General features: G+C 59.3%; 2 protein-coding genes. Both read right to left on the minus strand.

Features of this window, described 5'->3' with window-relative positions; genetic code table 11:
* Window positions 1–8 precede the first annotated feature (8 nt).
* Window positions 9–12878, minus strand: coding sequence for a retention module-containing protein (locus tag AB5Y97_RS11095; protein ID WP_368157890.1), 12870 nt, complete (start codon window positions 12876–12878; stop codon window positions 9–11).
* A 63-nt stretch (window positions 12879–12941) separates the two neighbouring features.
* Window positions 12942–14210, minus strand: coding sequence for an IS4-like element ISAeme4 family transposase (locus tag AB5Y97_RS11100; protein ID WP_041206016.1), 1269 nt, complete (start codon window positions 14208–14210; stop codon window positions 12942–12944).
* Window positions 14211–14311 lie beyond the last annotated feature (101 nt).

Consider the following 14311-nt stretch of genomic DNA (forward strand, 5'->3'; position numbering starts at 1 on the left):
GCACGCTATCAGGGGTGCTGGATGATCAGGCTATGTTGATCTTCCAGCATGCTCTGCAGGATATCGTGGGACGAGGTGCTGGTGAGATTCCAGCTGGTCAGGTCCACATCCTTCAGGGTGATCTGCTGGGTCACATGACCATCCCCGGCTGGCGCCACCGAGAGATTCACATCGCTCAGGCCATTGCTCCCCGTGGTCACCGAGGCTGAGAGATGCTTGAGCAGATCATCGACACCATTGCCAGTGACCCCTTGCAGCATGTCAGCCAGATCGATCTTGTCCCCTTGCTCCGGATGGAAGTCGGTGATGGTATCGATGGCGGGCTGCCCCTGACTCCCCTCGTCCCCGTGCTGCCAGACGAAGAGATCACTGCCAGCACCGCCAGTGAGGATGTCATTGCCATGACCCCCCAGCAGACGGTCATCACCAGCGGAGCCAAACAGCCAATCCCCCTGATCGGAACCGACCAACTCATGACCACTCTGGCCGTGCACCGTAATGGTCTCAAGGGGCGTGCTGACGGTTGAGCCGCCGACACTCGACTCGGCACTGATCCCCAGCACATGGTCACCGTCGCCAAAACCGCTGAAGTAGAGCGGAACCGAGTGATCGGCCGGGATCAGCCAGTCGCCATTGCCATCGGCATGACCGACGCTCTGACCATGCTCGTCCTGCACCTGCGCCCCATTCAGGCCGCTGATGCGGATGGAGAGCTCGCCGGTGGCCGGATTGACCACGCTGGCATTGATGCCAAGGGGGATAACGGCCCCCTGCAAGGCATGGAACGCATGCTGATCCACCGTCAGACCCGGCATATCCGGCTCGGGAGTGACCGTGATGGTCACCTGATCGGTGTCGCTCAGAGAACCGCCCGCACCGCTGTTGCCCTGATCGGAGGTAGTAACGGTAAGGGTATCCTCTCCCCAGAAATCTTTGGCCGGTTCATAGTGCAGGTTGCTTGCCAGCAACTGGTTGAGATCAGCCAACGACCCCACCAGGGTGATCTCGCTGGTACCCGCCCCCTGCACCATCACTGCACCGGTTGCACCCAGCAAGGTCAGTACACCATGTTCGACCCGCAGCACCATGGATACAGGCGCACTGCCTGCATCCACATCCTTCACGCTGACACCGGAGAGCGACAGGGAGCCATCCTCCTTCACCGTCATGCTGCCAGGCAGCTGATTGACCGGGGCATCGTTGACCGGCTGCACCTCGATAGGCAGCACATCGGTATCGCTGAGTGCCCCGCCACTACCCGTGTTCCCCTGATCGTTGGTGACCATGGTCAGGGCGTCATTGCCGTAGAAATCACTGTTGCCCTGATAGGTGACCCCACCAGAGAGCAAGGCATTGAGATCGGCCAGCGTGCCGGTCAGCACCAGCGAACCCGTGCCGTTGCCGACTACCGTCACGCCGCTGCCAGCAGGCAGCGTCAGGGTGCCATGTTCCACCGACAGGGTGATCTTGATGGGGCTGTTGCCCGCATCCACATCTTTCACCTGCAAACCGTGGATGACGAAGGGCTGATCTTCCTGCGCGACCTGAGGGGTCGTTGGCAATACGTTGATTGGCGCATCGTTGACCGGGCTTACATCCACATGGATGGTGCCATTGACCTCGGGGCCAAGGGCGCCGTTGTCGAGGCTCTGGGCGGTGATCTTGAGATCCAGTGCACCGTTGACATCATTGGTCACCAGCTCGACAACACCCAGCTTGCCGCCCTCGGTGGTGACCTGCCAGCGACCGCCACCCAGATCAACAACCGTCCCAGCCACGCCGTTTGGCAAGCGGATCTCGGCACCATCAGGTACCCCTTCGATGGTGACCCGCACCTGCTCGGGCTTGTTCTCATGCACATTACCCGCACTGCCGCCGGTTGGCTGGGTATCCCGGGTCTCCAGCCCCAGATCCAGAGTAATCACATCCCCTTCGGTACCGCTCGCCTGACCCTGAATGTCGGCGATAAGGGCATCCCCCACCGGATTGACGGTGACGGTAAAGCTGCCACTGGTTTCGAGCGGGATGGTGAGCCCCTTGTCCAAGGTAAAGGCGCTGAGTGACAGATCCACGGTGCCGCTGAAATCAGCTGGCGGGATCAGGGTCAGCTTGGAGAAATCGGTCCCCACCGGGATCTGCCAGACGCCGCCACCATTGTTGACCGCCGGAGCCGACAGGGTGAAGCCATCCGGTACCCCCTTGATCTGCAGCGCGACGATCTGCTCCGAGCCATCGTTATCGATTAGGGTTGCGCCAAATCCGGCAAGGTTGACCGTGCCATCCTCGCTCCCCGTGACGCTGTGCACCGAGAGCTGGGCCCGATCGTTGACCGGTCTCACCTCAAAGCCGACCTGCCCGCTCCAGCTGCCGCTGTCGGTCACCTGTTGGCCACCGACCAGCGCGGTATCGACAATATCGACCTTGATGTCGAGCGGCACCTGACCGCTGAAGTGCTCTTTGGGCACAAACACCAGATCTTTAAGCGCTGCCACATCGTTGACCACCAATGTGGTCAGTGGCTGGTCGCCGACTAGGAAATAGCCAAACTTGGGATCGACTCTAATGGTCACCGCCTTCACCGTCTCGACACCTCCGTCAGCCTCGCTCGGGCTGATATCAGCCAGTTTCACCGAGAGATCGAGGTGGATCTTGCTATCTTCCAGATTGTCCGGCTGTCCGTCATGGTTGGTATCCAGCACCGTCAGTGTCAGTTCCGGATGCTCGCCACGACCACCATTCACATCGACCACGGGGGCCACATCGACCCGGACCGTGCTGCTGTCGACCTTGATATTGCCACTGGCGGTATCGGTATTCACCACCTTCACCTCGATATTGAGCGAGCCGGCAAAATCCTGTGGCAAGCCAAGGGTCAACCCCTCCAGGCCCGCCAGTGACGGTGGCACCTTGATGACGTATTCACCGGTCGAGATGTTGTACTCGGCCCCGCTGATGGCGACACCCGCCGGCAACCCCTTGAGGACAATGGTCACCTCGTCGCTCGCCTGATCGGCGGCGCCGATATGGATCACGCCTTTGAGCTGCTGACCAAAATCAACCCGGATATCCTCCTTGCCAACCAGCACAGCGTTGTCATCGATATCGACAGTCGCCGCCGGTGTCTTGGGCGTCACTGGCGTGTTCTCAAATTCGGCACTGGTTTTCAGGCTCACTTTGACGTGGGCACTGGCATCGCCATCATCGCCCCGGTCGATCACCATGGCATCGATGCGGATCGGTTCGACCTTGCCGACAACCCCGTCCGGCGCATGCAACTTGAAGCTGCCGAGATTACCCGCCGGCACGATCCAGCTGCCGTTACCGTTGTTGATACCGCCAATCACCACAAACTGATCGCCTACGCCACCGTTCAACACCGGCAGGTTAATCACCAGATAGTCGATCTCCTCCACACTCGAGGGATCGAGGTCGGTAAAGAGGAAACGCCCTGCCAGATCGATATCGGCACCGCCCTGACCTACCAGCGGGCCGCCGGTCTGCACCAGCTTGCCATCGGACTCCACCACGGCCTGGATATCGACATGCAGATTGCCATCGATCACCTTCTCGGCCACGGCGCCCGAATCCACATCGTGCTGGGTCACGGTGACATGGCTCTGGATATTGGTATCCCGATCGCTATCCTCCGGCGCCTTCACCAGCAGTTGTCCCCCGTTGAGCAGGCTGTCGAGCTGGGCGGCGGTCAGGGTGACCTTGCCACTAACCACGGTCAGCGGACTCTCGACACTGCCGACTCGCAGCCAGATCTGGTAGCCATCCTCCACCCCGGAGAGACTCAGCGCCGTGACCTTCTCGGCGCCGTCAGTGAGGGTCGGATGCCAGTCCAACACGGTGAACTGATCTTCCAGACCGTGGCTGGTCTTGCTGTAGTCGGTGGCGTCAATCTCGGGTTCCACCTTGATATGCAGCGGCACATCGAAGCTCTTGTGATCACCATCGTTCTCGGTCACCACCACCTTGGCGATCAGGTTCAAATCCGCCGTGCTGTTGTGGGGTGGATGGATAAGCAGATTGCCAAGATCCGATACATTGACCTGATAGGTCGGTTTGCCGCTGGCATCGAGTCCGGCAAAGGTGAGGGTCAGCTCCTTGCCATTGGCATCAAAGACCCGAGCCCCTTCCGGCAGCCCTTGCAGCACCACGTTGAGGCTCTCGGAGGTATCGAGCGGGGTATCCGCCAGCTCACCGGAGACCAGCTTGAAATCAAGGGGAGCACGCCCATCCTCAGCCACTGTGATGCTGTAACCCTTACCCACGCCCTCTTGGGTCCAGCCCGTACCGCTCAGAATGAAGTCCGGTTTATCGGCCACCCCCACCAGATCCACATGTAGCGTCTGGGAACCGGTCTCTTTCTCATTGACCACGGTATGGGGTTGGCCATTGGGATCGGTCAGGGTTGCGGTGTCCTTCACCACCCCCTTGATGGTCAGATCGAAATCGACGTTGCTGTTTTTAGGGGGCTGCAGTTTGAGCTCGGCGATGCGAGCGTAGGGCACCTCATAGTAACCGACTATGTTCTGTGCAACGGCGGAACCTCCCAGCAACAAGGTTGCACCGGCAGGCAGGCCACTGATGCGGACAAACATCTGCTCGGAGCCATCGAGTTTGTCATCCAGATGAGTAAGGGCGATCTTGCTGCCCAAATCGAGCAAGATATCCTCTTTACCCTGAATGTCACGCACGGTGAGCTTGGCGTCATCCGCTACCGGATTGACGTTGATCACCAGATCAATCTTGTCTCCCTGCGCCGTGCCCTGACCCTGAGCGATCGGGTTCTTCTCGGTGCTGATCGGCGTCACCGACAGCTTGATGTCACCACTGAAATCCTTGCCCGGAACCACAGTCACCTTGTTGATGTCGCCAGCAGCCACCGTATAGAGGCCGTTTGCCCCCGGGGTAAGCACCTTGCCGTTCAGGGTAAGCGTCCCCTGACCCGACTCCCACTTGATCTGGTAGCTCAGTGTTTCGGAGCCATCGATGTCGGTGAGAGTGGCCTTCACATTGAGAGCGATGCCAGTGCTGTCTTCATTGGTGGTGTAGTGCTGATTTGTGCTCGCTCCATCCCAGAGTGGCTTGTCGGCAATACCTTGCACCGTGATGTCCAGATTGCCGGTGAGCACCGGGGGCTTGCTCCCCTCGGTGACGCCCACCTGCAACTGCACCGGGAAGCGCAGCGGATTGCCACCGAGGTCGTAGTTCGAGTAGTCGTGGTTAGGCACGAAGGTGACACCGGTGAGCTGGAACTTGTCGTTGGTGTTGGCCACCGCCACCATGGCCTCAGGCGGCACCTGATACCAGGTCTTGCCACCCAGGGTAATGGTGGTCAGCGCGACACCGTTGAAATAGAAGGTTCCCTGGGCATTGGCAGGTACCTGGATAAGCAGCTGCTCCACATGCTCGCCCCGATCGAAATCCCCCACATCCAGATTCATGGTAATGGGGATCCCCTGGCTAGGATCGGTTGCTCCGGCATCCTCCTGGCCGGTGACGGCGCTCACGCTGAGCGTGCCAGCCTCGTCCCGGATGGTCAGGGTCAGGATGCCATCATCGCTATCCCCGTCGCCGTCCACCAGGTGGAACGTGATCTGCTGTATCAGGTTGCTATTGCTGTGATTGATACCCGACTTGGCGGTAAAGCTGTAGTTACCCTCTGCATTGATAACCAAAGTGCCGATGAGTTGTCCTGTGCCATCTGTTACCGAGATGGTGGTATTGCCCGTTGCGGCGATGGGGTGCTCGGTGCCATTGATGGTGACCGATTTCACTACTGCATCGTCCGCCCCCTCACTGGCGGTGGCCAGCAGATCGCCGGTCACTTTCGCGCCTTCATTCAGGGTCTTGTTCGCATCCACGGCCACGGGCACATCATCCTGCACGCTCACATGACCAATCACTTCGGCACTGAGGTCTCCGTCACTGTCCCGCGCCTGTAACGGCAGCTGGATATCCAGCAGATCCTTGCCCTGAGCGCTGTGATCAAGATTGCCGATAAGCTCGAAGGTGTAGCGGCCGGAGACATCCAACGTCAGCTTGAAGATGAGCTTGCCTGCGCTGTCCTTGCCAAGATACACACCCGGCTGGCTATCTGCGCCAATGGTGACGACCTTGCCCCCCGACGTGAGGGTGTTGAGGGCGTTAAAGCGAGCCACATCCAGTTGCAGAGAAGCCACCCGGTCACTCCCGGCGGCGATCGTCACCTGACCGATGGCAACCTCTCCCGTGCCTGACGGGCTGGTGCCTCCATGCTGGCCATTGCCCCCGTTGAGATCCGACTCCTTGACGGTGACCCCCTCGATAGATGTGATCACGGGATTGTCAGCATCGGTGATCACCGCAGTGGTACTGCCAGTGATCACGCTGCCATCGCTGTCGGTTACCTTGATTGGCAAGGTCAGGTTGAGTTTGTTATCCGCCCCGTGATCCAGGTTGGTATGCACAGTCACCTGATAACCGATCTCTGCGCTGGTGTGAGCGGCGATGGTGGCAGGGACAGTGGGGATAGATACCGTCATCACTACCAGACCGCCACTGGTCACCGCCTGGAAGGTGTGACCATCGGTGCCAACCGCTTTCCAGGTCAGGGTTTCGCCGTTATGGGTGATGGGCTTGCCATTTGCATCCATCACCTGACCAGCAAAGGTCAAACGCACATCGGTCACCGGATCCGAGTCAGCTTTGATGGTGATCTTGCCGCTGGCTTGCTGATCATCCGCCGTCTGGTTATTGGCGGCGCCATCGAAGCGCCCTTCATTGAGGGTCACTCCGGTCAGGGTGAGGGTCGGTTTCCCCCCTTCCCCAATCTGGATATTGAGGGTGCCGCTGGTACTGTCGTTGTTACCGCCCGCCTTGTCGTAGTCGTTGACGATCACCTTGATGGGCAGCTCGGTCACGGCGTTGCCGCCCTGATGAAGCCCCTGATAGAGGGTGACCTGATAGTCAAACCCGTTCTTGCCCGCCTGATCGAGGCTGCCAATCAGCTTGACCTCGAACACCTCGACCCGCTGGCCATCCACCATCACATAGCCCTTGAGCAGCTGGCTGCCCGGGATCAGCGGGTCACCATCCACCAGCTCGTACTGCACCGGTTTACCCAATGCGGTCAGCGCAGGTTGTTCGCTGGCATCGGCAAACGCCACCTCGATCACCCGATCCGACCCGGCTTGCACATCGAAGTGACCGGTTTGACTCAAGCTGTTGCTGCCGGTGAGGTCCCCCTCATCCAGGGACACGCCTTTGCCCGGAATAAAGCTCGGCGCCTTGCCGTCCGCAATGGTGAGCGGCAGCGTGGTACCGATGTGATCGCCATCCTTGTCAGCCAGGGTGACGGCCAGCGGCAGGTTGAGGGATTCACTCCCCTTGTGATCCAGCTCGCCGCTCAGGGTGACCTTGGCGGTGACGCTCCAGTTACCGTTGTTATCGACCAGGCTCAGCTCGGCGCGCAGCACCACCTGGCCACCGGCGGTTCCGACCAGCTGGCCGGTTGCGGGATCGACGGTGAAAGTGACCGGGTTACCGTGGCTGGTGAGTCCGGTCAGGGTGCTCTGGATAGCGGCGATATCAAAGCCAAGGGAGTTAGGGTCAAGGGCATCACTGCCGTGAGCAACCGAGAAACTCATGGTGCTGACGGCTGCAGTCTCCCCTTGCGCCATCTCGGTGATGGTGGTGCCGGTCACGGCGGAGATGGTCGGATTGGCACCATCCCCCACCGCAACGGTAATGGTAGAGGAGACCTTGTCACCATCGCTGTCGAGCAGGGTAAAGCCCACCTTGAGCAGGCTGTCGGCACTGCTCTGATCCAGCGGTTGATGGAGGGTAAAGCTGTATTTGCCATCGTTGCCGAGGGTCAGTTCAAACACCAGCGTGCCATCGGGGGTACGCCCCTCGATAAGATGATCGGCCGCCGTGATGGTCACGACCTGCTTGCCCGAGGTGACCCCTTGCAGCCCAGGCTGATTGGCATCGAAGGTGATGCTGGCCAGCGGATCGCTGCCCGCCGTGATAGTCAGATCACCGTCAAGGGTCTGGCCCTGCTGCCAGTTGCTATCTTCGGTGAGCGTGAGGGAGACAGGATTAACCTGCGGCAAGGCACCGTCGGTAATGGTGATATTGAGGGTGCCGAGATTGCTCTTGTCGCCGTCAAAATCTGAACCCTGTACCTTCAGGCCAAGATTGAGGCTGTTGGTCGCTTCCGGCTCGTCAAACACCCCGGTCAGGGAGACGCTGTATTTGCCATCCAGCCCGATGGTAACAGTGAGGATCGTCTTGCCCTGCCAATCCTTGACGATCAGCTGGTTGTCCTGAACCTCGTAAGTCGTCGCCTTGCCCTGGCTGGTAAGCCTCGCCAAAGCCGGCTGGCTCGCCTCAAAGTTGAGGGAGACCAGACGATCGCTGCCCACCGTCACCGGCAGTTGGCCATCGATGCTCTGGTTGCCCCCCTCTTGCAGGGCGACGCCTTTATCGAGACCGAGCACAGGATCTGCACTATCACTCACCGTGATGGTAGCGGTTCCCTGATTTTTGCTGCCATCGCTGTCGGTGACTTCGACCGGCAGATTCAGCTCCAGCTTGTTGTCTGCACCGTGATCCAGGTTGGTATGCACCGTTACCTGATAACCGATCTCTGCGCTGGTGTGAGCGGCGATGGTGGCGGGCACTGTGGGGATGGAGACCGTCATCACAACCAGACCACCACTGGTCACCGCCTGGAAGGTGTGACCATCGGTGCCAACCGCTTTCCAGGTCAGGGTTTCGCCGTTATGGGTGATGGGCTTGCCGCTGGCATCCATAACCTGACCGGAGAGGGTCAGTCGCACATCGGTCACCGGATCCGAGTCAGCCTTGATGGTGATTTTGCCGCTCGTCTGCTGGTCATCAGTGGCAGAATTGGCGCCATCGAAGCGCCCTTCATTGAGGGTGACATCGGTCAAGGTGAGGGTCGGTTTCTCCCCTTCCCCAATCTGGATATTGAGGGTGCCGCTGGTGCTGTCGTTGTTACCGCCCGCCTTGTCGTAATCGTTGACGATCACCTTGATGGGCAGGTCGGTCACGGCGTTGGCGCCCTGATGAAGCCCCTGATAGAGGGTGACCTGATAGTCAAACCCGTTTTTGCCCGCCTGATCGAGGCTGCCAATCAGCTTGACCTCGAACACCTCGACCCGCTGGCCATCCACCATCACATAACCCTTGAGCAGCTGGCTACCGGGGATGGCGGAGTCCCCATCAACCAGCTCGTATTTGACGGGCTGGCCAAGTGCAGTGAGCGCCGGTTGCTGGCTGCCATCGGCAAACACCACCTCCACCACCCGATCCGACCCGGCTTGCACATCGAAGTGACCGGTTTGACTCAAGCTGTTGCTGCCGGTGAGGTTCCCCTCATCCAGGGTCACACCGGTGCCTGGGATAAAGCTCGGCGCCTTGCCATCCGCAATGGTGAGCGGCAGCGTGGTACCGATGCGATCGCCATCCTTGTCAGCCAGGGTGACGGCAAGCGGCAGGTTGAGGGATTCACTCCCCTTGTGATCCAGCTCGCCGCTCAGGGTGACCTTGGCGGTGACGCTCCAGTTACCGTTGTTATCGACCAGGCTCAGCTCGGCGCGCAGCACCACCTGGCCACCGGCGGCTCCGACCAGCTGGCCGGTTGCGGGATCGATGGTGAAAGTAACCGGGTTGCCGTGGCTGGTGAGTCCGGTCAGGGTGCTCTGAATAGCGGCGATATCAAAGCCGAGGGAGTTGGGGTCAAGGGCATCGCTGCCGTGCGCGACCGAGAAACTCATGGTGCTGACCGCGGCAGCCTCCCCTTGTGCCATCTCGGTGATGGTGGTGCCGGTCACGGCAGCGATGGTCGGATTGGCGCCATCACCCACCGCCACGGTAATGGTGGAGGAGACCTTGTCACCATCGCTGTCGAGCAGGGTAAAGCCCGCCTTGAGCAGGCTGTCGGCACTGCCCTGATCCAGCGGTTGATGGAGGGTAAAGCTGTATTTGCCATCGTTACCGAGGGTCAGCTCAAACACCAGCTTGCCATCTGGGGTACGTCCCTCGATAAGATGGTCAGCCACCGTGATGGTCACGGCCTGCTTGCCCGAGGTGAACCCTTGCAGCCCCGGCTGATTGGCATCGAAAGTGATGCTGGTCAGCGGATCGCTGCCCGCAGTGATAGTCAGATCGCCGTTAAGGGTCTGGCCCTGCTGCCAGTTGCTATCTTCGGTGAGCGTGAGGGAGACAGGATTAACCTGCGGCAAGGCGCCATCGGTAATGGTGATATTGAGGGTGCCGAGATTGCTCTTGTCGCCGTCAAAATCTGAGCCCTGTACCTTCAGGCCAAGGTTGAGGCTGTTGGTCGCTTCCGGTTCGTCAAACACCCCGGTCAGGGAGACGTTGTATTTGCCATCCAGTCCGATGGTAACGGTGAGGATTGCCTTGCCCTGCCAATCCTTGACGATCAGCTGGTTGTCCTGAACCTCGTAAGTCGTCGCCTTGCCCTGGCTGGTGAGCCCCGCCAGCGCCGGTTGGCTCGCCTCAAAGTTGAGGGAGACCAGACGATCGCTCCCCACCGTCACCGGCAGCTGACCATCGATGCTTTGGTTGTCCCCCTCTTGCAGAGCGACCCCCTTGTCGATGCCCAATGCGGGATCACTGCCATCATTGACGGTCAGGGTCAGGTTGGCGCTGGTGCTGTCGCCATCGATCTCGTTGGCGCTCACCTGCAAATCGAGGGAAAGCGTGTCGCTGCCCTGATGATCGAGCGGGCCGGTGAGGGTGACCACCACCCGCCCAGCCAGATCGCTGCCCTGCTGCTCAGCCTTCAATTCGGCGCGCAGCACCTCCACCCGTTGGCCACTGCCATCCAGGTAGTAACCCACCAAGTTGCGATCACCGGCAAATTCAAAGGTCAGCGGATGACCATCGCTGGCAAGACCCGAGCCGTTGAGGGTAGTCAGGGTGCTGCTCTGATTGCTGAACACCAACGAATCCACCAGCAGAGGATCGGCGGTGTGTTTGACTACAAAGCTGCTCTCGCCCACCACGGCGGCGCCGTTGGTAAAAGCATCTTCGGTCAGAGGAATGGCCGGGATCTCGAAGCTGGGCGGATTGCTGTCCACCAGATTGATCACCAGCGGCGCCTTCACCAGATCGCCGTCGCTGTCGCGATATTCGAGGTTGAACGGCAGGCGCAACGCGTCCTGACCGTGATCCAGGCTCTGACTCCAGACGATGCGGTAACTTCCGTCATTGTTGAGGGTCAGGGTGAAGATAGTCGCCCCACCGGCACTGGCGGTCAGGGTCTGACCGTTGATGGTATAGCCAAGAGGCGCGCCATGGCTGACGAGCCCCAGCCCTTCCAAAGCACTCTGGTCGGCGGCGAACTGGACTTGCAGATTGCCATCCTGGCCGGCACTGGTATTGAGGCTGCCGGTCGCGGTGATCGGGCCATCGGCCAATCCGGCTTCGGAGAGCGTCAGGGTCTCGCTCTGACCGATCAGCGGTGCCCCATCGCTGGCACTGTTGCCCGCCAGATCGGTGACACTGGCACGCACTTCAAAGGATTGATTGATATCGGAGAGATCTAGGCCGCTCACCTGCCAACGGCCATCGGCCCCTACCAGTGCCGAAGTGGTCAGCAGCGGCTGGCCATTGCTGTCAACAAGTGTGATGGTGACACTCTGACCCGCCTCCACATTGCTGGTGGATCCGTTCAGGGTGGCGCTGCTGTTGCCAAACAGGGCTGCGGAATCGAGATCATCGATATCGATAAAGGCCTGGGTATCGACATTGATAACGAGGGTATCGCTGGCGCGGTTGCCGGCAATATCCACGGAATTGACCTGAAACTGGTACTGGCCATCGGCCAGGGTCTGCGGCAGCTGATATTGCCAGTTACCGGCGGCATCCACCGTCAGGACGGCGAGCAGGCTGCCGCCAAGGCTCAGGGTCACGGTGGCACCGGGCTCCCCCTTCCCTTGCAGCAGCGGGGTATTGTCGCGGGTCAGATCATCGGTCTGGCTGGCGCCGGTGTCGCTCTCATCGGCGAGATCGAGGGTAATGGTGGTGATGGTATCGAGCAGAGTCTGTGCGGTGTCGCTGGCATTGTTGCCCGCCTGATCCTGGGTATTGGCCACAATCTGCAACGGGCCATCCACCAGCTTGCCGGTCACATCGCCAAAATTGGCTTCCCACACCAGGCCGGGCAGCACCACGGTCGTCATCGTCAGTGAATTTCCCGCCTGATCGATAAGGGTCACAGTGACTGGCTGGCCTACCTCCACATCATCCACCACACCACGAATGATGACGCCAGCCGCTTCATCGGCGTTGATAATGTTGTCGCCGGTTTGGGGCTCGGTGATGGTGATGGCAGCAAAGAAATCACGCTCTTCGGAAAACAGCAGCTCATCGCCAACAGGTTGCACCGCATGATCGGTATCAAAACCGGCCTCGGCCAGGGTGGCGTCATTGGTACGATCGACCACCACAAATCCACCCGAGCTGGAACCTGCTACACCACCGATATTGCCAGCAGCGGCTGCGTTGCCGGCGGCGGTCTCCTGGAACAATTCGGTCGGGTCAATACCCTGACGGATCGCCTCTTGCAACGAGGCCAGTTCCGGGTCGGTCGGTTGTCCATCAGCAGCAGGTGTGGCGGGCTCTGGTTTGGCGGCCATATCTTGCTCACCAGCAGGATCACTGCCCGGCTCGGCTAGTTGAAAGTGGCCACCTTGGGCAGCTTGCAGGCGATCCCCCGGCTGCAATGCCATCCCCACCTTTGCTCGTATGACAGATCCATCGGCACTGATGACAAACACGGAGCCCTCGAGTTGGGTGATCACCGTGGACTTTTCAATTTGCAACTCAGCCATACAACCTCCAGCAACAACCAAACCATTAACATCAGCATCTAAAGAATGCTCATATACAGGACCTTAAGAAAACACTTCATTTGAAATTCCTTCTAAGGTCCTGTTCTGTATCGATTTTCGCTGCTTGGTTCGACGGGCATTTTTCGCCAAGTAAACGGCAGCCCATTCCAGACGCTCTCTTATTTCCACCAACACCCGATGAGCCACCGCTTCCAATAACGGGAACCACCAGGTTCCGCTATTTTTCGCCGCTTTCAGTGTGGATAAACCGTCCCCCATCAGCGTCTGAGCTACCCGTCTTTTCATCACCAGCGACAACAGGCTGGCCCACACCAGCCCCTCGGCAATGGCTTTCTGACCTGTCACAAAGCCCTTGAGCCGGTTGTGCGACTTCCACTCCTTAAACAGCAGCTCCACCTGCCAACGACAGCGGTACAGGCTCATCACCCGCTCTGCTGGCCATGCCTCTCGTGGCAGATTGGTCATCCAGATACAGAACCGTTTCTCCTCGGCAAACCAGCGTCGGATCAGCCGATACTCGAACTTGCCCGATTTCACCACCATATCCAGTACCTCTGCCCGACAGTGCCGCCGTCCAGCATCCTTGAGTGACAGGCCCGCCAGCTTCGGCACTTCCCGTTCGTCACCGCGCCATGCCCGGATAATCTTCGGGTTCAGGCTCTTACTACCCCTGACCAGATAGAAACCGCCCGCCTCGTTTAGTTTCGCAAAGTAGGCCATATCGATGTAACCCGCGTCCGCCAACAGCAGGCTGTTATTGAGCCGCTCGGGCTCAGGCAGGAACTGGCGCTCTGACGCCGTATCGGCAGAGACCTGCATGCAAACTGGACTTTGCTCCAATAGAGACATGAGCATATGACACTCGATTGCCGCCGGGCTAATGGTCTTGAACCTTCCCGGAAACACTTCGGCCAGGCTTTTGTGGACGGCAAAGGAAGTACCATCCTGCAACAACACCTGTTTGAATGCGCCAAGGGATGCAGTCTTCATCTGTTGGCCGATACGCAAGGCGATAGCCCGTTCAACCAGCGCCTTCATGAACAGGGCGAACGACGCTTTGCGCAACTGGTTGTGAAAGGGCTTGTAGGAAACCTGATGGGCATCAACCAGTTGCAAGGCATTGAAATGATGGTGCAATCCAGCGATACCATCGACCTGGTCGCAGCCAAGTGCCCGCAAGAGTGCAGTCACCAGCATGGCAGGCGTAATGGCTCGTTTGCGCAAGCAAAATTGGCAGTCACGGGCAATGCGGTCGAGTTCGGCAGGAGAGAGAAGTTGCTCAAGATAGTGGTTGGCATCGATAATGGTCATGGCTTCGTGCGTGGCGGTTTTGTTTGGCGATAAAATCAGATCACAATCGAAGCCATTTTTATATCTATTTCAATTGGTTGCTGCTAAAGATCCTGTACATG

Source organism: Aeromonas sp. R10-2, assembly GCF_040908445.1.
Taxonomy (GTDB): domain Bacteria; phylum Pseudomonadota; class Gammaproteobacteria; order Enterobacterales; family Aeromonadaceae; genus Aeromonas; species Aeromonas veronii.